At 58.6% G+C, this 25,072-nt stretch carries 26 protein-coding genes and 2 tRNA genes; 11 read left to right on the forward strand and 17 right to left on the reverse strand.

Features of this window, described 5'->3' with window-relative positions:
• Positions 1-148: 148 nt before the first annotated feature.
• The 4 genes from PSJE_RS15795 to PSJE_RS15810 form a co-directional block, all read right to left on the reverse strand.
• Positions 149-592, reverse strand: a complete 444-nt coding sequence (locus PSJE_RS15795) for a hypothetical protein (RefSeq protein ID WP_235863935.1) — start codon at positions 590-592, stop codon at positions 149-151.
• Entirely contained in the window at positions 589-1,047 is a 459-nt protein-coding gene (locus PSJE_RS15800; RefSeq protein WP_090453489.1) for a hypothetical protein, read from the reverse strand. Before PSJE_RS15800 ends, PSJE_RS15795 begins: the two co-directional genes overlap by 4 nt.
• A 372-nt stretch (positions 1,048-1,419) precedes the next feature.
• Positions 1,420-1,629 (reverse strand): hypothetical protein, encoded by a 210-nt coding sequence (locus tag PSJE_RS15805; protein ID WP_090453491.1) that lies wholly within the window; start codon positions 1,627-1,629, stop codon positions 1,420-1,422.
• Between the two features lie 379 nt (positions 1,630-2,008).
• The gene (locus tag PSJE_RS15810) at positions 2,009-2,242 is read right to left on the reverse strand and encodes a hypothetical protein (protein WP_090453493.1); all 234 of its coding nucleotides are present in this window, start codon (positions 2,240-2,242) and stop codon (positions 2,009-2,011) included.
• 501 nt (positions 2,243-2,743) lie between these two features.
• Here PSJE_RS15810 and PSJE_RS15815 point away from each other — a divergent pair.
• The 5 genes from PSJE_RS15815 to recX all read left to right on the forward strand — a co-directional run bounded on the left by PSJE_RS15815 (position 2,744) and on the right by recX (position 6,231).
• On the forward strand, positions 2,744-3,478 hold the full coding sequence (locus PSJE_RS15815; RefSeq protein ID WP_090457764.1) for a LexA family transcriptional regulator: 735 nt from the start codon (positions 2,744-2,746) through the stop codon (positions 3,476-3,478).
• 174 nt (positions 3,479-3,652) lie between these two features.
• Complete coding sequence (locus PSJE_RS15820; RefSeq protein WP_057716153.1) at positions 3,653-3,994, forward strand: phage holin family protein; 342 nt, start codon at positions 3,653-3,655, stop codon at positions 3,992-3,994.
• 118 nt (positions 3,995-4,112) lie between these two features.
• Positions 4,113-4,613, forward strand: a complete 501-nt coding sequence (locus PSJE_RS15825) for a CinA family protein (protein ID WP_057716659.1) — start codon at positions 4,113-4,115, stop codon at positions 4,611-4,613.
• Positions 4,614-4,696: 83 nt separating this feature from the next.
• Positions 4,697-5,755 (forward strand): recombinase RecA, encoded by a 1,059-nt coding sequence (gene recA / locus PSJE_RS15830; protein WP_007996915.1) that lies wholly within the window; start codon positions 4,697-4,699, stop codon positions 5,753-5,755.
• 8 nt (positions 5,756-5,763) lie between these two features.
• Positions 5,764-6,231 (forward strand): recombination regulator RecX, encoded by a 468-nt coding sequence (gene recX / locus PSJE_RS15835; protein ID WP_090453495.1) that lies wholly within the window; start codon positions 5,764-5,766, stop codon positions 6,229-6,231.
• A gap of 45 nt (positions 6,232-6,276) precedes the next feature.
• Here the strand turns inward: recX and PSJE_RS15840 are convergent, their stop codons facing one another.
• Entirely contained in the window at positions 6,277-7,395 is a 1,119-nt protein-coding gene (locus PSJE_RS15840; protein WP_057716152.1) for an LOG family protein, read from the reverse strand.
• A gap of 481 nt (positions 7,396-7,876) precedes the next feature.
• On the opposite strand from PSJE_RS15840, the gene PSJE_RS15845 reads away from it, so the two are divergent.
• Positions 7,877-8,071 (forward strand): hypothetical protein, encoded by a 195-nt coding sequence (locus PSJE_RS15845; protein WP_057716151.1) that lies wholly within the window; start codon positions 7,877-7,879, stop codon positions 8,069-8,071.
• Here the strand turns inward: PSJE_RS15845 and PSJE_RS15850 are convergent, their stop codons facing one another.
• Positions 8,072-8,494 (reverse strand): PA3611 family quorum-sensing-regulated virulence factor, encoded by a 423-nt coding sequence (locus PSJE_RS15850; RefSeq protein WP_057716150.1) that lies wholly within the window; start codon positions 8,492-8,494, stop codon positions 8,072-8,074. It lies immediately after the preceding gene.
• 189 nt (positions 8,495-8,683) lie between these two features.
• Between PSJE_RS15850 and PSJE_RS15855 the strand changes: the two genes are divergently transcribed.
• From PSJE_RS15855 to PSJE_RS15865, 3 genes are all read left to right on the forward strand, one after another.
• Positions 8,684-9,442: a tRNA-uridine aminocarboxypropyltransferase gene (locus tag PSJE_RS15855; protein WP_090453497.1), complete on the forward strand. Its 759-nt coding sequence runs from the start codon at positions 8,684-8,686 to the stop codon at positions 9,440-9,442.
• Between the two features lie 219 nt (positions 9,443-9,661).
• Positions 9,662-10,312 (forward strand): response regulator transcription factor ErdR, encoded by a 651-nt coding sequence (gene erdR / locus PSJE_RS15860; protein WP_090453499.1) that lies wholly within the window; start codon positions 9,662-9,664, stop codon positions 10,310-10,312.
• A 75-nt stretch (positions 10,313-10,387) separates the two neighbouring features.
• A complete protein-coding gene (locus PSJE_RS15865) occupies positions 10,388-10,750 on the forward strand; it encodes a diacylglycerol kinase (protein ID WP_057716147.1) in 363 nt (120 codons plus the stop codon).
• On the opposite strand, the gene PSJE_RS15870 is transcribed toward PSJE_RS15865, so the two are convergent.
• On the reverse strand, positions 10,747-11,673 hold the full coding sequence (locus PSJE_RS15870) for a LysR family transcriptional regulator (protein WP_043302480.1): 927 nt from the start codon (positions 11,671-11,673) through the stop codon (positions 10,747-10,749). The genes PSJE_RS15865 and PSJE_RS15870 overlap by 4 nt on opposite strands.
• Before the next feature lie 148 nt (positions 11,674-11,821).
• On the opposite strand from PSJE_RS15870, the gene fpr reads away from it, so the two are divergent.
• Positions 11,822-12,601 carry a ferredoxin-NADP reductase gene (gene fpr, locus PSJE_RS15875; RefSeq protein ID WP_007947184.1) on the forward strand — a complete coding sequence of 260 codons (780 nt, stop codon included), beginning with the start codon at positions 11,822-11,824 and terminating at the stop codon, positions 12,599-12,601.
• 184 nt (positions 12,602-12,785) lie between these two features.
• Here fpr and tsaA read toward each other — a convergent pair whose 3' ends face one another.
• The 6 genes from tsaA to rimO form a co-directional block, all read right to left on the reverse strand.
• Positions 12,786-13,484, reverse strand: a complete 699-nt coding sequence (gene tsaA / locus PSJE_RS15880; protein WP_090453501.1) for a tRNA (N6-threonylcarbamoyladenosine(37)-N6)-methyltransferase TrmO — start codon at positions 13,482-13,484, stop codon at positions 12,786-12,788.
• Positions 13,485-13,670: 186 nt separating this feature from the next.
• Positions 13,671-14,441, reverse strand: a complete 771-nt coding sequence (locus tag PSJE_RS15885; RefSeq protein WP_057716145.1) for an SDR family oxidoreductase — start codon at positions 14,439-14,441, stop codon at positions 13,671-13,673.
• Between the two features lie 215 nt (positions 14,442-14,656).
• On the reverse strand, positions 14,657-15,127 hold the full coding sequence (locus PSJE_RS15890) for a YehS family protein (RefSeq protein ID WP_046041186.1): 471 nt from the start codon (positions 15,125-15,127) through the stop codon (positions 14,657-14,659).
• A 75-nt stretch (positions 15,128-15,202) separates the two neighbouring features.
• On the reverse strand, positions 15,203-15,913 hold the full coding sequence (locus PSJE_RS15895) for an rRNA pseudouridine synthase (protein ID WP_057716144.1): 711 nt from the start codon (positions 15,911-15,913) through the stop codon (positions 15,203-15,205).
• A 212-nt stretch (positions 15,914-16,125) separates the two neighbouring features.
• Complete coding sequence (locus PSJE_RS15900) at positions 16,126-16,599, reverse strand: GNAT family N-acetyltransferase (RefSeq protein ID WP_090453503.1); 474 nt, start codon at positions 16,597-16,599, stop codon at positions 16,126-16,128.
• 112 nt (positions 16,600-16,711) lie between these two features.
• The gene (rimO, locus tag PSJE_RS15905) at positions 16,712-18,049 is read right to left on the reverse strand and encodes a 30S ribosomal protein S12 methylthiotransferase RimO (protein WP_057716142.1); all 1,338 of its coding nucleotides are present in this window, start codon (positions 18,047-18,049) and stop codon (positions 16,712-16,714) included.
• A 293-nt stretch (positions 18,050-18,342) separates the two neighbouring features.
• Here rimO and PSJE_RS15910 point away from each other — a divergent pair, with 293 nt between their 5' ends.
• Positions 18,343-20,244 (forward strand): potassium transporter Kup, encoded by a 1,902-nt coding sequence (locus PSJE_RS15910; protein ID WP_090453505.1) that lies wholly within the window; start codon positions 18,343-18,345, stop codon positions 20,242-20,244.
• A 183-nt stretch (positions 20,245-20,427) separates the two neighbouring features.
• On the opposite strand, the gene PSJE_RS15915 is transcribed toward PSJE_RS15910, so the two are convergent.
• From PSJE_RS15915 to PSJE_RS15930, 4 genes are all read right to left on the reverse strand, one after another.
• Positions 20,428-21,723 carry a virulence factor family protein gene (locus PSJE_RS15915; RefSeq protein ID WP_090453507.1) on the reverse strand — a complete coding sequence of 432 codons (1,296 nt, stop codon included), beginning with the start codon at positions 21,721-21,723 and terminating at the stop codon, positions 20,428-20,430.
• Entirely contained in the window at positions 21,723-24,365 is a 2,643-nt protein-coding gene (gene mprF, locus PSJE_RS15920; protein ID WP_090453509.1) for a bifunctional lysylphosphatidylglycerol flippase/synthetase MprF, read from the reverse strand. The genes PSJE_RS15915 and mprF overlap by 1 nt, the downstream gene beginning before the upstream one ends.
• 279 nt (positions 24,366-24,644) lie before the next feature.
• A tRNA-Met gene (locus PSJE_RS15925) sits at positions 24,645-24,721 on the reverse strand.
• 232 nt (positions 24,722-24,953) lie between these two features.
• A tRNA-Met gene (locus PSJE_RS15930) sits at positions 24,954-25,030 on the reverse strand.
• Positions 25,031-25,072: the final 42 nt, after the last annotated feature.

Below are 25,072 nucleotides of genomic sequence, written 5' to 3' on the forward strand. Positions count from 1 at the left end.
TGAATGTGGCCGGAAGGGGTTCGAATCCCTATCCATGTTGTTGGGTTTCCCGATGACAGCATTCGACCCAAAGGTGCCCCTCGAATATGGCTACTGCCGGCCCGAATCGGCCGGTCGCATGATCGAGGCCAGCCCAAAAGCGAACGACTTAATTAGCGATCAGGTTGGTATCTACAAATCGGTAGGTGAACTCCATTGGGTCAGCAGTCAATCCCTTCTGCTGCATGTGTTTGGAATAGGAATCCCACGCGGCGTTGATATGGCTGGGAAGCTCATCTGGAAGATCCATCTGCTCGGCGACTATTTCAAACCACGTTCCTTGGGTGGCATAGGTCTCGCGTAGTTTGGGCTCCAGTTGAGCCAAGGCGTTCAATTGCTCTGGCTCAATCCTGCCGATGGATTTTAAAACGTAGAAATCCAATAGCTTAAGAAATGGTTTGCCTTCGTAGCGACTCATGACTGCATCCTTGCGCATGGTGTGATTGATGTCTGTAGCTTCGTCTGACAGGCGTACGCCTTCAGCGTCATTGGCAAAAATGTGAGGCGTGAATAGCACCCATAACACGGCTAACAACCGGGAAATCCGCTTCATCGCTTTTTCACCTCTGCGTCAAGATCAGCACGTGTTTTGAGAAAAGCCAGGTAGCGGGCGTCTTCCGCAGCGAAAATCTGTTGGCCAGCTCCCATGTATGCGCGCATCAGCTCATCTGCTGCGCGGTCATCTTGACCATCATCGAGCAAAACCTGTCCAAGACGCAGGTGCAAAAAAGGATTTCCAATCCCGCCAGGGCAAGTCATTGCGTACTGCAAAGCTTCGCGAGCGGAGGTCGTAAATCCGGATAAGAAGCAAGCGTCAGCGATAGCCGCCAGGATCCAGGTTGCAGCCTCCCAATCATTTTTGGGGGAAGGGATTAATGCCCACGCCTTGTTATATTGGGCTACTGCTTCCTCAAAGCGGCCTGACTCAGCCAGCAGATCTCCGTCACTACTGAATTTCTTTATTTGCGAGTGAAGAACCGGACTCAGTTCTCTATTTTCGCTCGTCATTATCCACTCCATAGATTTGGTAAAAATCGAGGTCCGAACCTATCTGAATCGCACTTGATTTTGTAGCTTGATGGCCCTTGAAACTCCCTGTCGCAGAGTGGCCGCTTTCGACGCAGAGCGAGGGCCTTATTGACTCATTGGCGGATACGCAATGGACACTGCTACTTTTGCGGGCGTGGTGGATAACATTCCTCACTCTCTCGCCTATCCCTGTCTAGGCTGCACATTACAGCGGTTCGGTGGAGGTACAAGGGTGTTATACGTCACGCATGAGGCCGGTCGTTTGTCATGGTATTCAATGAAGGCTTGGGCACAACGCTACTACAGCAGTGTGTGTCTGGCCAGTGTCTGCTTTTGGCCGATATCTGACCGTCACTCCGGTGTCATCATCACCGCGAGTGTCATCTTGATGAACTCTTCATTCTTGTCGATGGCTTCCAGAGCGGCACGCACGTTGTCGGCAACATCGGCGGCTCCACGCTGCTCGACCCAGTTGGTGAGTTCCATGATGGCGGCTTCCAGGGCAAGCTGGTTTTCGTTGATCTTGAACAGCAGAGAGGGGAGTAGGTCTGAATTGGGCATCGCGATTCCTCCGTGAGAAGGAAAGCGTAGCAGCTTGAAAACTCATCCAACGAGTCACTTGGTGGCGGGCTAAGACAGTGTCCAGGGAAATAGGACAGCTGTGACAGTGCCTGGGATTGGAGCCGAAAACGGTTGCTTAAAATTTGCTACACGAGGGAGAGAGAAGACGGAATTTAATGGTGGGCGAATATCACTGGTACGAAAGTGGTACAGGTGTTTTTTTGATCGCCTTCTTAGCCTTTATTTGTTGGTGCATGTCCGTAAATTGTTCCAATCCATCATCGTTCGAACGTTAGGTAGACCAAGTAGGGAATGATCCGGATCGGCTCGCTCTACAGTAGGCAGTGTCAGCAGGCGAGGCGACAACCGATTGCCTGCATCAATGCTGGGGAGGCTTGGAGCGCTGCTTCTTGATGAGGTGATCAAGGAAGGCCCTCATCTGCTCTAATTCATGCTCATCTTTTTCGCCAGCCCGATCATCCCATACGATCGAGTTTCTGACCAAAACTAGCACCTGGATATCTGTGAGAGAGTCGAGCTCGGCAGTAGTCATCCGAGGGTTATTCGCCAGGACCAGAGCGCGTAGCTCTTTCATTGCTTTATCGCTCTTCATCGACAAACTCCTTTTGCCAGTCCAAGGATTATAGTCTGTCAGTAGCCACCCACCCCAGCGCCTTAGGATCAGCCAACGGCTCGGCTAATCGGGGGGGAATAGAGCGTCATGGTGGGGCAAAAATGGGGCAAATCGTACGCCAATCAATGCCATTTAATGCCAAATGGACGTAAACGCTGAGATGTCAATTAAGCCCTACAGCCCTTTATTTACGGGGCTGTAGGGCTTTTCCGCATTAATACTCCAACACAATCGGGGTGTGGGAGGACAGGTCGGAGACGGCTTTATTCATCGGATTGTCAGGAAGCTCGTTGAAAGAGGTGGGGCAAAAGCAGGGCAACGGCCGGGCTTTTCCGCGATGGGCGCAAGGTTACCATGGGCGGTCCGCCCGACGCAGGCGCCACGGCCGGGTGACATCCTTTACGATGCAAAAATCATGTTATGCATCGATTATGCGAATCGGCATTGTCTTCTTCGAAAAGTGCAAGCACTATGCGTGTTATGCAAAAGCGCAACGTATCTACTGTATTAAGGGCATTGCTCGATCAGCACGGGATCTCCCCCACGGAGCTTCACCGTCGCACCGGCGTGCCTCAATCCACGCTCTCGCGCATTCTCAGCGGGAAGATCGTCGATCCTTCGGATAAACATGTTTCGAAGATTGCCGAGTATTTCGCCTTGAGCACCGACCAGTTGCGTGGCCGCGCGGACGTCTCGTCTGCCGCCAATGCCGGGCGTGCTCCTATGCATTCGGAACTCAAGGATATAAGTCTGTGGGACGACGATACCCCTGTCGATGACGACGAGGTGTCGGTCCCCTTTCTTCGCGAGGTTGAATTGGCTGCGGGATCAGGAAGATTCGTTATCGAGGAGAGCGAGCGCTCTAGCCTGCGCTTCGGCAAGCGGAGCCTGCGCCATAACGGCGTGCAGTTCGACCAGGCCAAATGCGTGACAGTGCGGGGCAACAGCATGTTGCCGGTGCTGCGCGACGGCGCCACGGTCGGGGTCAATGCCGGCAAGTGCGGCATTGGCGATATCGTTGACGGCGACCTTTATGCAATCAATCACAACGGCCAATTGCGGGTGAAGCAACTCTATCGCCTGCCGACCGGCATTCGCTTGCGCAGCTTCAACCGTGACGAGCATCCGGACGAAGATTACACCTTTCAGGAGATCCAGGAGGAGCCGATTGTAATCCTCGGACATGTCTTCTGGTGGGGTATGTACGCCCGCTAACACTCATCCGTTTAGATAAAACCCGCTTCCCGAGCGGGTTTTTTTCGTGTGCTGAAAGCATTGGGTATACTTTTAATAATGCGTTTGTGCATTGACTGAATATGCATAAGTGCATAATGTTGCTGCCTGACTATTAAAGAATGCGCTGTGATCACTCACTCAAGGAGGCATGAAATGACCGCTGAGCAATATGCATTGCTGGACATGCCTTTGTGGCTGGTCATCAGCCTGCCAATCCTTGGTGGCGTTGCCGGTGAAATGTGGCGTGCCGAAAAAGAGGGCGTTCGTGGCTGGTCCCTTGTCCGACGCCTGAGCCTGCGGTCTGGATCCAGCATGATCTGCGGCGCTTCGGTCATCATGCTGCTGCACGCTGCCAATGTTTCCATCTGGGCTGCTTGTGCGGGTGGTTGTTTAGCGGCGATGGCCGGGACAGACGTCGTTCTGGGGTTGTATGAGCGTTGGCTGGCCAAGCGCATGGGGATCGGCCATACCCCCTCTGGTGACGTGGAAGATTGATTCTCCGACAGGCCTTTTCCAGAGCCTCCGGTTCTTTACATTTTGATCGTTCCTGTCGCTTGCAAGTGCGGTCTGCTCGTGTACGGTTAACCCCATCCCGCCCGATCAGGAGATGACCGTGAACGAAATCACCCAGCTCGCCGCCGAACTCGGCAGACGCCTGCAGGTTCTCAATGCCCATGTCACCACGGCGGAGTCCTGCACCGGCGGAGGCATCGCCGAGGCAATTACCCGTATCCCCGGGAGTTCGGCCTGGTTCGAGGCCGGTTATGTCACTTACTCCAACCGACAGAAAACCCTGCAACTGAATGTACCGGTGGAGTTGTTCACCACCGTGGGCGCGGTCAGCCGCGAGGTGGTCGAGGCGATGGTCCGGGGGGCGCAGGAGAAAAATAGCGCGTATTTCTCCGTGGCGGTCAGTGGCATCGCCGGGCCGGATGGCGGAACGGCGAACAAGCCGGTTGGCACGGTGTGGCTGGCCTGGGGCGTCGGAGATCAGGTGTTCTGCGAGCGGCAGCACTTCCCGGGTAATCGCGATGACGTCCGCCGACAAACGGTGAAGGCCGCGCTAGAGGGGCTGCTGCGCTATGCCGCGGCAGAAATCTCAAATCAGGGGTAGGCGATCCGGAAACGCTGTGGAATAATACTGGCTACTTATACAGGTGTTGGCCGTCAGGCCTTATTGATTACGTGAGGACTTTAATGGACGACAACAAGAAGAAAGCCTTGGCTGCGGCCCTGGGTCAGATCGAACGTCAATTCGGCAAGGGTGCCGTAATGCGTATGGGCGATCAGGACCGTCAGGCGATCCCGGCCATTTCCACTGGCTCTCTGGGGCTGGACATCGCTCTCGGCATCGGCGGTCTGCCAAAAGGCCGTATTGTTGAAATCTACGGTCCTGAATCTTCCGGTAAAACCACGCTGACCTTGTCCGTGATCGCCCAGGCTCAAAAAGCCGGCGCGACCTGCGCATTCGTCGACGCCGAACACGCCCTCGACCCTGAGTACGCCGGCAAGCTGGGCGTCAACGTCGACGACCTGCTGGTTTCCCAGCCGGATACCGGCGAGCAGGCCCTGGAAATCACCGACATGCTGGTGCGTTCCAACGCGGTTGACGTGATCATCGTCGACTCCGTGGCCGCCCTGGTGCCAAAGGCTGAAATCGAAGGCGAAATGGGTGACATGCACGTGGGCCTGCAAGCCCGTCTGATGTCCCAGGCACTGCGTAAAATCACCGGTAACATCAAGAACGCCAACTGCCTGGTGATCTTCATCAACCAGATCCGTATGAAAATTGGCGTGATGTTCGGTAGCCCGGAAACCACCACCGGTGGTAACGCACTGAAGTTCTACGCATCGGTTCGTCTGGACATCCGTCGTACGGGTGCGGTGAAAGAAGGTGATGAGGTCGTCGGTAGCGAAACCCGCGTCAAGGTTGTGAAGAACAAGGTGGCTTCGCCGTTCCGTCAGGCCGAGTTCCAGATTCTTTACGGCAAGGGCATCTACCTCAACGGTGAGATGATCGACCTGGGTGTTCTGCACGGTTTCGTCGAGAAGTCCGGTGCCTGGTATGCCTATGAAGGCACCAAGATCGGTCAGGGCAAGGCCAACTCGGCCAAGTTCCTGGCAGACAATCCGGAAGTCGCGGCAAAGCTGGAGAAGCAACTGCGTGACAAGCTGCTGTCGCCTGCATCGGTTGCGGACGCCAAAGCTTCTGCGGTCAAAGAGACCGAAGACGACCTGGCTGACGCTGATATCTGATCGAAGCGATGACCGCCGTACTCGATACACTCGTCGCGGTGCGGCGAACCGCAATGGACCTGCTCGCACGACGCGAGCACGGTCGTGTCGAGCTGACGCGTAAACTGCGTCAGCGCGGCGCCCTCCCTGAAATGATCGAAACAGCACTCGACCGGTTGACGGAAGACGGGCTGTTGTCCGAAACCCGTTACCTGGAAAGTTTCGTTTCCTACCGCGCCCGCTCCGGTTATGGCCCTTTACGCATTCGTGAAGAGTTGGGCCAGCGTGGCCTGCAGCGCACCGATATTGAACTCGCCCTGCGTGAGAGCGGTATCGATTGGCAGGAGCAATTGATCGATACCTGGCGACGCAAGTTCTCCGGGCAATTGCCGGCAGACGCCAGAGAGCGAGCCAAACAAGGCAGGTTCCTGGCGTATCGGGGATACTCCATGGAAATGATCAACCGCCTGTTCAGCGGTCGAGGGATGGACGATTGAACTGAAACGGCCCGCTATTTAGATAGCGGGCCGTTTTTTTATGCCTCACGAAACCTTTGACGGCTCCCGCGTGCGTTGTTGTACCTGGGGTTTTGATTGTGCCCAGTTTTCCGGCAGGTTGATGTAGTCCACAAGCTCGCGCAGGCGGCCATGATTGCGGGCATTGAAGTTGAAGACCAGCCGCGCCAGATGGCTGAATTCGGCTTCGTTGTGTTCTTCACCGCTGTAAGCGTGCTGATGGAAATGATCGCTCAGGCACAGGTCGGCGAATGCCTCCTGCATGTGTTCGAGTGCGTGGTCGCTGAGTGTGTGATTCATGCGAATCAGGAACTGATGCTTGAGCCAGCGACTGGAGTGGAAGTTGCTGTAGAACTGGTTGATGTGCTCTACCGCTTCTTCGACGTTGTAGACCAGTTTCATCAGCTTCATGTCAGTGGGCAGGATGTAGTGGTTTTCCTCCAGTTGCTGGTGAATGAAGTCCAGTGCGCCTTGCCAGAATTTGCCGTCCGGCGTGTCGAGCAGCACCACTGGTACCAATGGGCTTTTGCCGGTCTGGATCAGTGTCAGTACTTCCAGCGCCTCATCCAGCGTACCGAAGCCACCCGGGCACAGCACGAGGGCATCGGCTTCCTTGACGAAGAACAGCTTGCGGGTGAAGAAGAAGTGGAAGGGCAGCAGGCTGGTCGTGCCGTCGACAGTGGGGTTGGCATGCTGTTCGAAGGGCAGGGTAATGTTGAACCCCAGGCTGTTTGCCAGTCCGGCGCCCTCATGGGCGGCGGCCATGATGCCACCACCGGCGCCGGTAATGACCATCATGTCCGAGCGCGCCAGAGCAGCGCCGAGTTCCCGGGCCATGCTGTAGAGCGGGTGTTCCATGGGGGTTCGGGCCGAGCCGAATACAGTGACCTTGCGCCGTCCCTTGAATTGTTCGAGCACGCGAAAAGCCTGTTCCAGTTCGCGCAGGGCCTGCAGGGTGATTTTGGCATTCCAGCGGTTGTGGTCTTCCTGGGCCATGCGTAGCACGGTCAGGATCATGTCGCGGTAGATCGGGATGTTCGGGCTGTTGGGTGAAATCAGCTTGAGTTGTTCTTCGACCTTGCTGATAAGGTCGTGGCCGCTTTCTTCAAAATGACGGCTCAGGAGATCGTTCGGTTGGTAAGGCATTCAACTTCTCCTTCTGCACAGAACCCTCGGCCCGACAATGTACGTCGGTGCCACGACACTTCATGTGTCGCTGTCTGCCCAGGCCCATGCCTGGGCGACCTACTTGACCCGAAAGGCATCGGATCATCCAAACAGGTTCTGTTTTCCCTTGGATGAAAGAAACGTTCGCATAACACGACAAGCGACGGCCAGCCCCTTTCCAGGCCTGAAAAAGTGAAAGTGGATACCCTGAAATCTAGACCTTCACAGTGATTTGCGCTGCCTTGATCATTGCGCCTCAAAGTCTTTCCTGGCAACCGCTTATTGACGATTTGCAATGTGCTTTCACCGCTCGTCTGAACGCACGTCGCGTGTGCTGCACTCTGATTTACTAAGTTACAGGTGCGACACGACAACTTTGCGTCAACGGCAAGGCGCGCAATACAAGCGGTTCAAGGATTTTTTGCTCAAACATGAGTGAAGTGCAAGGAGGCGGGAAACCATGGCCAGAGTCGTTCTGGAGATCGATACGCAACTGTATCGATTGCTGAAGTCATCGGCCGAGACCCATCATTTGAGTCTCGAAGAGGAGTGCTGCCGACGTTTGCGCGGTGGCGAGCGTCGTTCGCATTACTTGCAGGCGCTGCTGGCGGAACTGCGCGCCGAAGATGAACAACGGCGCGCCAACTCCAGGTGATTACTTTTTCTTCTTGGCAGGTTGCAGGCAGTCCGATTCCTGGAAGCTTGCGGAACCGACCGGGCGGTTGGTCTTCACCTCAGTGAAGTCGTAACGCATGATCGCGCCCTTGGCCATCAGCTTGCGAAACCCTTCGTTTCGGCAGACTGAGGCTCCCAACTGGAAGTAAACCGCTTTTGGATCTGCGCGCATCTTGTCGGCGTGGCTGCTTTGCACGCTCAGATGGTTGATCAGCTGTTTGCCGTCAACGGTGTAGCCTTGATCGAGAATGTCTTCGTTGATCGCTCGAGGAGTGCCGACGCTGCTTTGGGTGGCGACGTTTTGCAGCATTTTGTTCAGTTCCGTGTCTTTCAAGGACGCAGCCTGGGCGTTGAAGGACGACGCCAGCAAAATGGCCGCGGTAGGAACGATAAGGCGCAGCATGAAACTCTCCTGGTTCAGTGATGCGGGGTTTGACCCGTCACGTGACTGTGCGTTCAGTGGCGGCGAATTATAGGGGAGGCTAGCTGGACGGTACAGGCTTGCGCCGGGCGGTCTGGTAAACTGCTGGCACTTTTTACCCTGTCGAGTGTTTTTCGTGTCGATTTCCCTTCTCTGTGGGCGTTGCCCGCGATGAGTCATACCCCCGCGCGCTTTGCCTTGAATGCCGTGGCCCGCTTGCGCGATCAGCGCGAAGAGGAGGGCATCAAGCCGATTCAGGCCCGCGGCTGGCGTGCGCCGCGCTGCCGTGACTGCCGGGTGATCGAGAGTCACTGTCTGTGTGCATGGCGTCCGCAGGTCGCTACCCGCTCCGGCGTTTGCCTGATCATGACCAACAAGGAGGTGTTCAAACCGAGCAACACCGGTTGGCTGATTGCCGACGTGGTGCCTGACAACCATGCGTTCATCTGGTCCCGTACCGAGGTTGATCCGAAGTTGCTGGCGCTGTTGTCCGACCCGCAATGGCAGCCTTACCTGGTGTTTCCGGGTGAGTACGTCGAACCTGAGCGCGTGACAAACAGCGTGGACGTCGATGGCACGAAGCGCCCGCTTTTCATTCTGTTGGATGCGACCTGGACTGAAGCGCGAAAGATCTTTCGCAAGAGCCCCTATTTCGATCGACTGCCGATCCTCAGCCTGTTGCCGGAGAAACTCTCCCGCTACCGGTTGCGCCGCTCGACCCGCAGCGAGCATCTGTGCACGGCGGAAGTGGCGGCGCTATGCCTTGACCTTGCAGGTGATGTCGCCGCGGCATCGGCGCTGGATGCCTACTTCGATGTGTTCAGTCAGCATTACCTCGACGCCAAACATCAGTTGGACATGAACGTTTCGACCCCGGCGCACGCCGAGTTGATGCCTTATGTTCAGCCGGTCACGCCATTGATGGACTGATTGTCGCGCATACTGCAATAAAGTGTACCGGCCATGCTGCTTGACCACCCCGGTTTCGCTGGGCATGCTTGGCGCCGATTAGGGTGCGGCCGGAGTTTTCGGCGCCGTTTTTTTGCGCTGAACGTACCTTGTCAGTGCAGCTGCGTGGCTGTGCCTTGAGGTGCTTTGGCGAGGTCCGAATGCATCGGGCGTCCCATGAAAAACAGGATCATTTGAAAAATGGCCACATACGAAATCCTGATTGCCGATGACCACCCACTTTTTCGTAGTGCCTTGCATCAAGCGCTGACCCTGGGCCTTGGCCCGGATGTCCGTCTGGTGGAAGTGGCGAGCATCGCCGAACTGGAAGCCCGCCTGACGGAAAAGTCCGACTGGGATCTGGTGTTGCTGGACCTGAACATGCCGGGGGCCTACGGTTTTTCCGGGCTGGTCCTGCTGCGGGGGCAGTACCCGCAGATTCCGGTGGTCATGGTCTCGGCCCAGGAAGAACCGACCATCATGGTCAAGTCTCGTGAATTCGGCGCCAGTGGCTTCATTCCCAAATCCAGCGACTTGAGTGTGATCCAGAAAGCCGTGCGGGCGGTCCTCGACGGCGACGTGTTCTGGCCGCCACAGGCGTTCGAAGCGGTCAGCGTCTCGGATGAAGCCAAGGCGGCCAGCGAAGGGCTTGCCAGCCTCACCCCGCAACAATTCCGGGTACTGACCATGGTCTGCGAAGGCTTGCTGAACAAGCAGATCGCCTACGAGCTGAGTGTTTCCGAGGCGACTATCAAGGCGCACGTGACCGCGATTTTCCGTAAACTGAATGTGCGGACCCGGACCCAGGCCGCGCTGCTCTTGCAACAACTTGAGTCAATTTCCAGCCATTAAAGGCTGGCAAATTCACGCTTTTTTGACTTTGGTTGAACTAGCTTTCCCACTTCTTTTTTGCCAGTTGCCCACTCTATGTCACCTTTCAAAGGCCAGACCGGCCTGAAACGTATTCTCAATGCTTCCGGTTATTCGCTGGACGGCCTGCGCGCAGCCTTCACCGGTGAAGCTGCCTTTCGGCAATTGGTATTGCTCAACGTCATCCTGATTCCTTTGTCGTTCTTCCTGAATGTCAGCCGGGTCGAACAGGCGTTGTTGATCGCGGTATGCCTGTTGGCGTTGATCGTCGAGTTGCTCAACTCGGCCGTGGAAGCGGCCATCGACCGCATTTCCCTTGAGCGGCACCCGCTGTCCAAGAATGCCAAGGACATGGGCAGTGCCGCCCAGGCCGTGGCATTGAGCATGATTGCCCTGGTGTGGGCGGTAATTCTGCTCTAGGCGATCGTCGGCAGCACGATCTCGTCGCTGCGCTGAACCCCGGCGGTGAAGGCGCGGCACAGATCGAGGAACTCGCGCATCGCCGAGGTCTGATATTTCTGTTTATGCCAGATGAAATAAAACTGTCGCGCCAGATCCAGATCCGGCGTCTCGACAGGCACCAGGCTGCCGCGGCGAAATGCGTCGCGCAAAGCCAGCCTGGAAATGCAGCCAATCCCCAAACCAGACTCCACCGCGCGTTTGATCGCTTCGGTGTGCTCAAGCTCGAGCCGGATGTTTAACGAAGTGCGGTGATGGCGCATGGCTTGATCGAAGGTCAACCGCGTGCCCGAGCCCTGTTCGCGCAGGATCCAGGCTTCGTGGCTCAACTCCTCCATGGTGGCCGTGCCACGCTTGGCCAACGGATGCTGAGGGGCGCAAAACACCACCAGTTCGTCCTCGACCCAGCTTTGCACTTCGATGTCCGGATGACTGCAGTCGCCTTCGATTAGACCCAGATCAATTTCATAGTGGGCCACTTGCTGCACGATATTGGCAGTGTTCTGCACATGCAGCTTCACCTGGCTTTCCGGGTGGCGCTGCATGAAGCTGCCGATCAACAATGTGGCCAGGTAATTGCCGATGGTCAGGGTCGCACCCACGGCCAGCGAGCCGAAACCGGATTTGCCATTGAGCAGGTCCTCGATTTCCTTGGCCTGGTCCAGCAGCGCCACCGCTTGTGGCAACAGCTGTTTGCCCAGGGCGTTCAGGCTCAACCGTTTGCCGGCACGGTCGAACAACTGGCAGCTGCACTGGCGCTCCAGTTCGGTGATCGAGGTGCTCGCCGCCGATTGCGAGAGGTTGAGTAGGCCCGCGGCACGGGACACACTTTCCTGCTGGGCGACGGCGACGAATACTTGAAGTTGACGGAGAGTAAATCGCATATCGATATAACCGATAACCCTTATCTTAATAATCCATTTAACAGATATTGTCTCTGCCTTTAGAATGCGATGCAATTGCGCAGAGCTGGCTTTTTTTGCAGAGCAGGCGCCGAACACGCGCAGACAAATCTCCAGGAGTCCCACGTACATGAGCAACATGAACCACGAGCGTGTCCTCAGTGTTCACCACTGGAACGACACTCTGTTCAGCTTCAAGTGCACCCGTGATCCGGGCCTGCGCTTCGAGAACGGTCAGTTCGTGATGATCGGCCTGCAACAGCCCAACGGCCGCCCGCTTATGCGCGCTTACTCGATTGCCAGCCCGAACTGGGAAGAGCATCTCGAGTTCTTCAGCATCAAGGTGCCTGATGGTCCGCTGACTTCGCAGTTGCAGCATCTGAAGGAAGGCGACGAGATCATCATCAGCAAGAAGCCTACCGGCACGCTGGTACTGGATGACTTGAAGCCTGGCAAACATTTGTACCTGCTCAGCACCGGTACCGGTCTGGCGCCGTTCATGAGCGTCATCCAGGACCCGGAAACCTACGAGCGTTTCGAAAAAGTGATCCTGTGCCACGGCGTGCGTTACGTCAACGAAGTCGCTTACCGCGAATTCATCACCGAGCACCTGCCGCAGAACGAATTCTTCGGCGAATCGCTGCGTGACAAGTTGATCTACTACCCGACCGTGACCCGCGAGCCGTTCGAGAACGAAGGTCGCCTGACCGACCTGATGCGCAGCGGCAAGCTGTTCAGCGACATCGGCCTGCCACCGATCAACCCGCAGGACGACCGCGCCATGTTGTGCGGCAGCCCGAGCATGCTCGACGAGACCAGCGAAGTGCTGAACAGCTTCGGCCTGAAGGTTTCGCCGCGGATGCGCGAGCCGGGTGATTACCTGATCGAGCGAGCGTTCGTCGAGAAGTGACCGCAGGTCACGTTGTAGGAGCGAGCTCGCTCGCGATGGTCGTTAACGATAACGCGGGAAGCTTGATACCCCGCGGCGTCCTCAGGTTTTTCGCGAGCATGCTCGCTCCTACAGAAGATTTGCAGCGCATCTAAAAAGCCCGCATGACCTGAGAAGGTCATGCGGGCTTTTTCGTTTCCGGAGTTCAGACCCGCGCGGGAATGACTTCCAGGACGCGGATCAGCTCCGGTGTCGGGTAATGCCAACGCACATCCAGATCCCAGAACTGCGCGCCGTATTCCCGCTCGGGTGCAGGTATTTGATAGGCCGGGCGTGGATCTTGCGCCAGGCATTGCTCGATCAACTCAACCAAAGGCTCCTCAAGGCGCTGAGCGTGCTCGTGAGCCTGTTGCAGCGCTGCGTCCGTCCACTGCACGGGAATCAACAGCGGCGCAGCGCTGGCGATGCTGTTGGTGGCTGTATCGATGATGTCGGCGTAAGGCACGTAGGGTTTTATGTCGAGAATCGGCGTGCCGTCCAGCAAGTCAATACCGGATATCCACAGGCGATTGGCTTCGATCTTGTCCAGCTTGACCACGGATTGACCGATGCCATTGGGGCGGTGGGTGGCGCGGGTGGCGAACACGCCCATGGACTTGTTGCCGCCGAGGCGCGGTGGGCGGACCTTCAAGCGAGGTTTTTCTTCCAGGGCCTGGTGGAACAGGAACAGCAGCCACACGTGGCTGACCTGCTCCAGGCCTTGTACCGCGTCCCCTTGATCGAACGGAGCCACCAGTTCCAGCACGCCACGGGCAGCCGGGGCCAGTTGCGGTTGGCGCGGAATGGCGAATTTCTCCTTGAAGCAGGAGCGCACGAAGCCGATGGGGGAAACGCTGTAGGTCATGGTTTGGGGTCGAGGTGGAATTTAAGGCAGGCATGATAACCCACACGGCCTTTGGCCCGGTGGCGCCTATCAGTCCGTCATCGCGGGCAAGCCACGCTCCCACAGGGTTCTCGAGCGCACACAAGATTTGTGTCCGTCTCAAAACCTGTGGGAGCGTGGCTTGCCCGCGATGGCCGCACCGCCGATCTACAGGCTGAACCCACCATCCAGCGGAATGATATTCCCGGTCATATAAGCCCCGGCAGTACTCGCCAGGCTGATCGCCAGCGCCGCCATTTCCTCCTCGCGGCCCCAACGCTTCATCGGGATCAACGCCGTATCCTGCGCCAGCGCCTGTTCATCATTGCCGATGTGCTGGGTCATCTTGCTCGGAAACCGCCCCGGGGCGATCACGTTGACGTTGATGTGCTGGCTCACCAGTTCGCGCGCCAGAATCCTCGACAGTTGGTGCAACGCAGCCTTGCTCGGCCCGTAGGCATACGCCTGCTCGCCGAAGGAGGAAATCCCTGCCACCGATCCTATGTTGATGATCCGCGCCGGATTCGCTTCGGAACCGGCCTTGCGCAGCAGGGGCAGGAACTGCTGGATGCAGTTGAACACCGACGTCACGTTGAGCTGCATGACTTTTTCCCAGCCCTTGATCGGGTAGCTCTCCAACGGTGCGCCCCAGGTGGTGCCGGCATTGTTCACCAGGATGTCCAGATGAGTGATCTGCTCGCCCAGGCGCGTGGCCAGTTGCAGGACGCCCTCTTCGGTGGCGAGATTCGCCGCGATGGCGCGGCAGCGGCCAAGTGCACCGAGTTCGTCAGCGGTTTGCTGGCAGGCTTCGACGTCGCGGGCGCAGACGTATACGGTGGCGCCCGCCTCGACGTAGGCCTTGGCGATCATCTTGCCGATACCACGGGTGCCGCCGGTCACCAGGGCGGTGCGGCCTTGCAGGGAAAAGTAGGGATGCATGGCGAATCCTGAGAACTGAGGTCTTTACACCCTAGTCGTCAGTTGCGGTCAGCGGAGCCACTATTTTTACGCGGAATAGGGTGGCATTCGGTCCTGTAGGAGCTGGCTTGCCAGCGAAGGATGAGAGACCGCCGCGTTCATCCAGTCAGCACGCGTTATCGTTTGCGACCATCGCTGGCAAGCCAGCTCCTACAGAAAACAGATGTGTCTCGAGCTTACTGCGGGCGCACTCGCAGGGTCAGGCCCTTGAGGAAATTGCGCAGCAACTGGTCGCCGCACGGGCGATAGTTGGTGTGACCGAACTTGCGGAACAGTGCGCTCAGTTCAGGCTTGGACACCGGAAACTCGGCAGCCTTGAGGATCGCGTGCATGTCGTCTTCTTTGAGCTCGAACGCCACCCGCAGCTTTTTCAGGATGATGTTATTGGTCACCGGCACTTCGATCGGCTGCGGCGGGCGGCTTTCGTCCTTGCCGCGCTTGAAGATCACCAGGCCGTCGAGGAAGTGCGCCATGACTTCGTCCGGGCAGCGTACGAAACCTTCCTCGTCTTCCTCTTTCTTGTCGAGGTAGGTCAACAGGTCCGGCAGGGTCACGTCCAGGCCGCCGAGCTTGATGATCTCGATGACTTTCTTGTCGCTGATGTCGAGCATGTAGCGCACGCTGCGCAGTACGTCGTTATGAATCATGTGTGCAGTCCTGATATTCAGCTGTGGGCGTCGCGGCCAGGCGCGGCGCCGAAATGGATGGCGGCGAGAAAAGCCTTAGAACTTCTCTTTGCCGGACAGATAGCGCCATTGCCCCACCGGCACTTTGCCGATGGACACGCCGCCGATGCGAATGCGGCGGATACCGACGACCTTGAGGCCGACCGCCTGGCAGAGCAGGGCGATGATGCCCGGCTGCGGGTTCTTCATGGCAAAGCGCAGACGGTTCTCGTTCTGCCAGCTGGCCTTGACCGCCGGCAACTCCTTGCCCTTGTAGGTCAGACCGTGGTTCAGGCGGTTCAGGCCGTGGGCCACCATCTCGCCTTCAACCTCGACCACATACTCTTGCTCGATCTTGCTGGAGTCGGCGGTGAGTTTGCGCAGGATTTTCCAGTCCTGGGTGAACACCAGCAGCCCGCTGGCGTTGGCCTGCAGGTCGGTGCTGGCGGTCAGGCGCAGGAAGTGCCCGCGCAACGGGCGCTTGCCGTAGCGGTGCTCTTCGCTCAGGGTCTCGGCGCCGAGGGTGGCCAAGGCGGTGTCTGCGTCCATGCCTGCGGGCACATTGAGCAGCAGGGTCACCGGTTCCGGCGCAGTGGCCTTGGCTTCTGGATCAAGCTCGACTTTCTGGGTGTCGACCTTGAATTGCGGCTCGTCGATGACCACACCGTCGACGGTGACCCAGCCGCCCTCGATGAACAGCTCAGCCTCCCGACGGGAACAGCCGACGAGTTCGATGAGGCGTTTGGAGAGACGAATCGGGTCAGTCATGTCAGGGCCGTAACAAAAAGGGGGTGGGCATTGTACCTGCCTGGCGCCGGTTAATCCCGGTTCCATTTACGCGCAGTGCTTTTTGTAGGAGCTGGCTTGCCAGCGATGGATTCAAGAGCACCGCGTTCTTCTGAAATAGCGCGTTATCGTTCACCACCATCGCTGCGATGCGGCGACCCGACAAGCCAGCTCCTACAGATGTCCGTGTTGTATCAGCCATGTTGGGAATGTTTCTGGGCCCGGCGCAAACGCATGTGCAACAACGGATACGGCTGGCCCATGCCATCGACCTCCGAACGACCGATGACCTCGAAGCCTTGCTTGAAGTAAAAGCCGAGGGCTTGCGGGTTCTGCTCGTTGACGTCCAGTTCGTCGGCGTTCAGGTGTTCCAGGGCATAGTGCAACAATTTCTTGCCCAGGCCCTGGCCGCGATAGTCGGGGTCGATGAAGAGCATTTCGATCTTGCCGGCCGCGACGCCGGCGAATCCGGTGATGCGCTGGTTCGAATCCTTGGTGCAGATCAGCATCACCGCATCGAGGTAGCGGGTCAGCACCAGGTTCTTCAGCAGTTCGATGTAGCTGTCTGGCAGAAAGTCGTGGGTGGCGCGTACCGAGGCCTCCCAGACCCGGGTCAATTCTTCGTAGTCGCCGAGTTTCGGCGTGTGGATGACCGAATGCTGACGCATGCCCGTCTGCCTCTTATGCAGTGGTTGATAGGAATCCTTCCATGTGCAAACGATAGCCGTAAAAAAGCCCCGCATCTCGTCAAGAGAGCGGGGCTTTGCGTATTTTTTGCGTTTAGATCTGTTCAGCCCACAGATCGTATTCGTCGGCGTCGGTCACTTTGCACCAGACCTTGTCGCCCGGCTTGAGGTTGCTGCCGTTGTCGATGAACACGTTGCCGTCGATCTCCGGGGCATCGAAGAAGCAGCGGCCGACCGCGCCTTGCTCGTCGACTTCATCGACCAGCACTTCGATCTCACGGCCGATGCGCATTTGCAGACGCGCCGAGCTGATGGCCTGCTGGTGCGCCATGAAGCGCTCCCAGCGGTCCTGCTTGATGTCGTCCGGGACGACTTCCAGGTCCAGGTCATTGGCCGGTGCGCCTTCAACCGGCGAGTACTGGAAGCAGCCGACGCGGTCGAGCTGGGCTTCGGTCAGCCAGTTCAGCAGGTACTGGAAGTCTTCTTCGGTCTCGCCCGGGAAGCCGACGATGAAGGTCGAACGGATGATCAGGTCCGGGCAGATTTCGCGCCAGTTCTTGATCCGCGCCAGGGTCTTGTCTTCGAACGCCGGGCGTTTCATCGACTTGAGCACTTTCGGGCTGGCGTGCTGGAACGGGATGTCCAGGTACGGCAGGATCTTGCCGGCGGCCATCAGCGGGATCAGCTCGTCAACGTGCGGGTACGGGTAAACGTAGTGCAGGCGAACCCAGACGCCGAGGGTGCTCAGGGCTTCGCAGAGTTCGGTCATGCGGGTTTTCACCGGCGCGCCGTTCCAGAAACCGGTGCGGTATTTCACGTCGACGCCGTAGGCGCTGGTGTCCTGGGAGATCACCAACAGCTCTTTGACGCCGGACTTGACCAGACGCTGGGCCTCGTCGAGCACATCACCCACCGGGCGGCTGACCAGTTTGCCGCGCATCGACGGGATGATGCAGAAGCTGCAGCTGTGGTTGCAGCCTTCGGAAATCTTCAGGTAGGCATAGTGGCGCGGGGTCAGCTTGATGCCTTGTGGCGGCACCAGGTCGATCAGCGGGTTGTGGTCCTGGCGCGGCGGCACGACTTCGTGCACGGCATTGACCACTTGCTCGTACTGCTGCGGGCCGGTCACCGCCAGCACGCTCGGGTGTACGTTGCGAATGTTGCCTTCTTCGACGCCCATGCAGCCGGTCACGATGACCTTGCCGTTTTCCTTGATGGCTTCGCCAATCACTTCCAGGGACTCGGCCTTGGCCGAATCGATGAAGCCGCAAGTGTTGACTACCACGACATCGGCGTCCTGGTAGGTGGACACCACGTCATAGCCTTCCATGCGCAGCTGGGTAAGGATGCGCTCGGAGTCGACCAGTGCTTTGGGGCAACCCAGGGATACGAAGCCAACCTTTGGATTGGCCGGCGCAGGAGTGGTGGACATGTCTAACCTCGGTGTTTTGTGACGCCGTTTGCCGGGCAGGGCAAAACCGACGGACGGGCGCTTGAACTGCGCCTCTGATCAAAAAGTGCGCAATTCTAGCGATGAGTCGTTCACTTGACCAGCTTTATGCGGGGAAATACGACGAGTGCTGCGCTATGCTTCGCGCCGTTACGCCTTACAGATTTTTTACTGTCAACAAAACGTCTGTAACGTGAAGTAAAACAGCGCATGCTGCACGACAAAGCATAGTGCTTCTTTCAAAGAAGCCCGGGTCTGAGAAGTAGGAGTGGTGGATGGGTCAGGCAAGTAGTCAGGCTACCGATGCCGAGCATTCGGCGGTGAAGCCGATCGGCATGCTGGTCGCGGCAGTCGGGGTGGTTTATGGCGATATCGGCACCAGTCCGTTGTACACCCTGAAGGAAGTATTTTCCGGAGGCTATGGCGTGCCGGTCAACCATGACGGGGTGCTGGGGATTCTTGCGCTCATTTTCTGGTCGCTGATCTGGGTCGTGTCGATCAAGTACATGATGTTCGTGCTGCGCGCCGACAACCAGGGCGAAGGCGGGATCATGGCCTTGACCGCACTGGCCCGGCGGGCGGCGGCGGGGCATGCCAAATTGCGCATGTTGCTGGTGGTCTGCGGACTGATCGGCGCGGCATTGTTCTATGGCGACAGCATGATCACCCCGGCGATCTCCGTACTGTCGGCGATTGAAGGCCTGGGGCTGGCGTTCGAAGGTATCGACCATTGGGTCGTGCCGCTGTCGCTGGTGGTGCTGGTCGCGCTGTTTCTGATCCAGCGTCACGGCACGGCGCGCATCGGCATTCTGTTCGGGCCGATCATGGTCACCTGGTTCCTCGTGCTGGGTGCATTGGGCGTCTATGGCATCAGCCAGCATCCGGAAGTCCTGGAAGCGATGAACCCGATGTGGGGCGTACGTTTCTTCATGGTCCATCCGGGAATGGGCGTGACGATTCTCGGCGCCGTGGTGCTGGCATTGACCGGTGCCGAAGCGCTGTACGCGGACATGGGCCACTTCGGCCGCAAGCCGATCGCACGTGCGTGGTTCATCCTTGTACTGCCGGCGCTGGTGCTGAACTACTTCGGCCAGGGCGCGCTGCTGCTAGGTGATCCGGAAGCGGCCCGTAACCCCTTCTACCTGCTGGCGCCGAGCTGGGCGTTGATCCCGCTGGTCGGCCTGTCGACCCTGGCCACGGTGATTGCCTCGCAAGCGGTGATTTCCGGTGCGTTCTCCCTGACCCGCCAGGCGATCCAGCTCGGTTACATTCCGCGCATGCACATCCGACACACTTCCAGTGCCGAACAGGGCCAGATCTACATCGGTGCGGTGAACTGGGCGTTGATGGTCGGCGTGATCCTGTTGGTGATCGGTTTCGAATCCTCCGGCGCCCTGGCCTCGGCCTACGGCGTGGCAGTGACGGGCACCATGCTGATGACCACCATCCTGGTGTCGGCGGTGATGCTGCTGCTGTGGAAGTGGCCACCAATCTTCGCGGTTCCGATATTGTTCGGCTTCCTGTTGGTCGATGGTCTGTACTTCGCCGCCAACGTGCCGAAAATCGTTCAGGGCGGTGCATTCCCGGTGATCGCGGGTTTCGCGCTGTTTGTGCTGATGACCACCTGGAAGCGCGGCAAGCAGTTGCTGGTCGAGCGTATCGATGAGGGTGGATTGCCGCTGCCGATCTTCATCAGCAGCATTGCCGTACAACCACCCCATCGTGTTCAGGGCACCGCCGTGTTCCTGACGGCACGGCCGGATGCCGTGCCCCACGCGCTGTTGCACAACCTGCTGCATAACCAGGTACTGCACGAGCAAGTGGTGCTGCTGACGGTAGTGTACGAAGACATCCCGCGGGTGCCGCCGAATCGGCGCTTCGAGGTCGACTCCTATGGCGAAGGGTTCTTCCGGGTCATCCTGCATTTCGGCTTCACCGATGAGCCGGACGTACCGCAGGCGCTGAAGCTGTGTCATCTCGATGAGCTGGATTTCAGCCCCATGCGCACCACGTACTTCCTCAGCCGCGAAACGGTCATCGCCTCCAAGCTCGAAGGCATGTCGCGCTGGCGCGAGGCGCTGTTTGCGTTCATGTTGCAGAACGCCAACGGCAACCTGCGTTTCTTTAATCTGCCGCTGAACCGGGTGATTGAATTGGGGACGCAGGTCGAAATGTAAACCTTATCCTGTAGGAGCGAGCTTGCTCGCGATGGTCTCAAATGCACCGCGTTTATTCAGGATTTCCGCGTCATCGTTGACGTCCATCGCGAGCAAGCTCGCTCCTACAGTGTGTTGTGGTGTTGAATGAAAAAGCCCCCGCTATCGTGAGATGGCGAGGGCTTTTCTTCAACGAGGCTCAGATCACTCTTGAGCTTCTGCTTCTTTGGCTTGACGCTTCTCGATCACATCCACCAGGCGCTTGGCCAGGGCCGGGTAGTTCTCGTCGAAGTGGTGGCCGCCTGGCAGCTTGATGGCTTCGCCCACCGCAGTCTTGTCGGTGCAGCCGCTCTCGTCGGTTTCTTCTTCACCGTAGATGCACACCACTTTGGCGGCTGGCAGCTTGGCCATTTCCGGGCCGGTGGCGGCTTCTTTACCGGCGTTGCCGAGCCAGCCTTCGACTTCGATCTCGAAGCTGCCGGTACGGGCGAAGGCCAGCAGGATGATCGCGTCGACGCGTTGCTGCTCGGACTCGGCCAGGCGGTTGTAGATCGCCGGCAGGACATCGGCGCCGAACGAGTAACCGGTCAGGATGAAGCGCTTGGTGCCCCATTTTTGCCGGTAATGTTGCATCAGTTCAGCCAGGTCCAGCGCGCTTTGCTCCGGGCTCTTGTGCTGCCAGTAGTAGCGCAGGGTATCGATGCCGACCACCGGGTAGCCGATCTTGGCCATCTCGCCCGCCACATCGCGGTCGAGGTCGCGCCAGCCGCCGTCACCGGACAGGAACAGGGTCACGGTGTCCCTGGCCTGACCGGCTGGCACTTCGACCACCGGGATCTGCAGACCGCCAGCGGCTTTGTCGCCACCGACGAGGATCTTGCGCAGTTCGTTGTTCAGCACTTGCGGCAGATTGATGTCGTAGTCGCTGATGCTGGTTTCGGCGTTCGGTTGATCACGCACGAAACCTGCACTGGTGTCGTCCGGGTTGTCGTTCCACGCGACCAGCCAGTGACCGTGGGCGGCGCTTTTTGGCAGCAGGTGAGTGCAGCCGCCCTTTTCCAGGGCCAGGTCGACCGAGACGGCCTGGGCCTTGTAATTCTTCTGCTCGGACAACCAGCGCCAGGCCAGCACGGCACCCGGGCCGATACCGCTGACCAGGGTCGCCGGGCCTTTGAGTTCTCTCAGACCCGATTGCAGGGCCCGGCTTTGCAACAGGCAGTCCTTGGGCAGGATCACCTGGACGATTTGCGCCGAGCCACTGCGGCTCAGGGTCAGCAATTGCTTGTCGCTGAGTTTCTGGTCTTCGTTGACCGCCACCAGCACCTGGGCGCGAGGCGTAGTGCCGGGGATGACACGGGTCATCGCCGCACCATCGGCCGGGTTCAGCAATTCGAGGGTCGGTTCCGGTGCCGGGCGTTTCAGGTACCAGTAACCGCCACCGAGAATCAGGGCCACTATTGCCAGTGTGCCCAATACATACCGCAAGGAGCGTTGAATCATCAGCGTTTCACCAATCCGGTCAAGCCGCCCGCGATCAGGGCAGCAGTGTCGGCCAGCGCAACCAGCGGATCGAGTCCGGCGGGCACGGCCATATAACGGGGTTCCCAATCAGGCTGGAACTTGTCTTTGAAGCGGCGCAAGCCTTGGAAGTTGTACAGCTGCTCACCACGGCGGAATACCATCGAGCCAAGGCGCTGGGTCAAGGGTGCGCCGCGACGGGGTTGCAACCCCGACAACGGCACCATGCCCAGGCTGAAACGCGCGTATCCATGATTTTTATAATGTTGAATCAGGCCGACCATCATGAACTCCATGGTCAGCTTCGGCGCATCCGGGTGCGCGCGCATCAGGTCGAGGCTGGCCAGGTCATGGCCGTAGGTCTCGAGCAGGTTGGCGAACGCCACCGGGCGTCCTTCGAAACGAATCACCGCGATGCGAAAATGCTTGAGGTAGTCATCGCTGAAGCGGCCCAGTGAAAAACCTTTCTCCCGGACGTTCTTGCCGGTCAGCCAGGCATCGGAAATTACCTTGAGCTCATCCATCGGCGCCTGGCCGGGTTCATGGATTTCCAGGGACAGGCCGTCGCGGGTGCCACGGTTCCAGGTGTAGCGCAGGTCCTTCATCTCTTTGCCCTTGGCTTCGAGATCAAAACGCTTGAGGTCGACCCGGGCTTCTTCGCCGAGCTTGATCGCGGTCAGGCCGATGTCCATGTAGTACGGCAGGTTCTCTGCACGCACTTGATAGAACACGGGGCGGGCGTGGTGGATGTCGCAAAGGTCGCGGAACTGCCAGATCATTTCCGCCCGTTGCTGGCCCGGGCCGATCGGGTCATACAACGCCACCAGGCTGCGGCCACGGCGGGCGTACATCAGGAACGCTTCGTCATTGGGGTGGAACAGCAGCGCCTTGTCGCCGGTCAGGGCCAGGCCGCCATCCGGTTGGGCCGATGCCATGAGGATCTTACTGGCGCGCTCCAGTTCGTCGGGCGTGGGCAGGTGAATGACCGGACGCGCGGTGCGCAGCAGCCAGGTCAGGGACACCACCACCAGCAGCACGGCAGCCCCGAGCAGCGAGCGCAGGCCGCGAGGGGCATCGGCGTCCAGAGTGAACTGCCACCAGAGTTGGTGACTGTATGGAACATCCTGGTAGGCGAACAACAGCAACCAGATCGAGGCGCCGAGCACGCACAGGCTGGCCACCAGGTACAGCGGCGAGAACGGTACTTCGGTCAGTCGGCTGGGGCGATAGAACGAGCGGCGGAATACCCCGAGCAGGCTCGCCGTCAGCACCATCAGGCTGGCTTCTTCCCAGTCGAAGCCTTTGAGCAGCGAGAGCAGGGCGCCGACCAGCAACAGAATGGTGGTCAGCATCCACGCGGCCGACAGCCGGCGGCGCAGCCCCTGGGCCAGCAACAGGCAAAGCACGCCGACCAGGCTGGCGCCAAAGTGCGAAGCATCGACCAGTCGATGGGGGATCAGAAAACCGATGTGTTCCAGGCGCGTATCGATTTCCGGGGTGACGCCGGAGAACAGCAGGACAACACCGGACAGGAACACCAGCACCGCCAGTATCGGAGCCGCCAGACCCGAGGCCGCGCGCAATGTCTGGCGCGTCTGGAACAGGCGCTGGCCTTCGTTGATCAGCAGCAACAGGCAGGCCACCAGCAAGGGCAGGACCACGTAGATCAAGCGATAGAGCAGCAGGGCGGCCGCCAGTGGCGCAGCACCCAGGGTGTCGGAAAACGCCGCCAGCAAAATGGCCTCGAACACCCCGACACCGCCCGGCACATGGCTGAGCACGCCGGCAGCCAGCGCCAGCAGGTAAACCAGAAGGAACGCACCGAAGGGTGGTGTTTCCGGCAGCAGCAGATAGAGCACGGTCGCGGCGGCGGCTACGTCCAGGGCGGTGATGACCAATTGCAGGAAGGTCAGGCGACGCCCGGGCAGACGCAAGGTGCGGCGCCCGATTCTGACCAGCAGGTTGTCCGGGTAAGGCTGTTCCGGCAGCCGTCGACGGTAGATACCGATGGCCAGCACTGAAAACAGCACGAGCACGGCAGTCGCCACTACGCCCAGCAACGTCTCGGAGAGTCCCAGGGCGGAGGACGCCGCTGGCAGGTCGCTGAGCGTCGCCAGGGCAGCCAGCGGTGGCAGGGCGCAACCGAGGGAGAGGCTGGCGAACAAAGTCATGCGGGCGACTTCTGCCGCTCCCAGGCCATGACGGGCATAGAGGCGATAGCGAACCGAGCCTCCCGACAACATTGAAAGACCGATGGCGTTGCCGATGGCAAAGGCCGTGAAACCGCCCAGAGCCAGGGTGCGCGGTGCCAGGCTCGCCCCGGCATAGCGGCTGGCTGACCATTCGTAGCCGAGCAGAATGATGAAGCCCACCACAGTTGCAGCCAGTGCGCCCATCAAGGCAGGTTTTGGAACGTCGAGGATCGAGTCGTGCAGGGCGTTAAGGTCGAGTTCGCTCAACAGGTGGCGACAGGCAATCAGCGCGATCGCGAACAGCAGCAGGGTGACCGCCAGGCCAATGGGTTGACGGTATTTGCTCAATCGATCAAGCAGGCGCAGGCGCTCGGCATTGATCGGTTGTGTCGCTGTGACAGTGTCTTGTGAATCAGACGAGTTGGCGCGCATCAATCACCTCTTGGATCGTGCGCGACAGGATGGAGGTATCCAGCCAAGTTACCAATCCCTGTAGAAAAAAATAATCACAAATTTTAACGCCTATCACCCGGCAACAGGGATGGCGCGGTATCAGTCGCGGAGGCTTCAGCCTGTGATAGAGCATAGTCTGAACCCGGCACATGGGTGACCCCCAAGCGGCTTGCTACACAGTGACAGGTCATTGTTGCGAAAGGACTTTTTCAACAGATACAAAAAAGGCCACTCTTTCGAGTAGCCTTTTTTGATGTTTGGTTGCGGGAGCCGGATTTGAACCGACGACCTTCGGGTTATGAGCCCGACGAGCTACCAGACTGCTCCATCCCGCGTCTGTGTGGCGGCATTTTATAGAGATGCGCCGGGGTGTCAACCGTTAATCCTGAAGCAGGTCAAATAAATGTTGAATCGCGGCAAACGGTCGCAGGGATGGCCTAAGTTTCGGAAACGGAACGATTTCCGGTTTCGGTTTCGTTGAGCGTCCAGGCCTTGTTTCGGCGTTCGGTGCTACAAAACGAGCGCGCACAAAAAAGGCCACTCTTTCGAGTAGCCTTTTTTGATGTTTGGTTGCGGGAGCCGGATTTGAACCGACGACCTTCGGGTTATGAGCCCGACGAGCTACCAGACTGCTCCATCCCGCGTCTGTGTGGCTCATTCTATAGAGATGCGCTCGGGTGTCAACC

Source organism: Pseudomonas jessenii (genome assembly GCF_002236115.1).
Classification (GTDB): Bacteria; Pseudomonadota; Gammaproteobacteria; order Pseudomonadales; family Pseudomonadaceae; genus Aquipseudomonas; species Aquipseudomonas jessenii.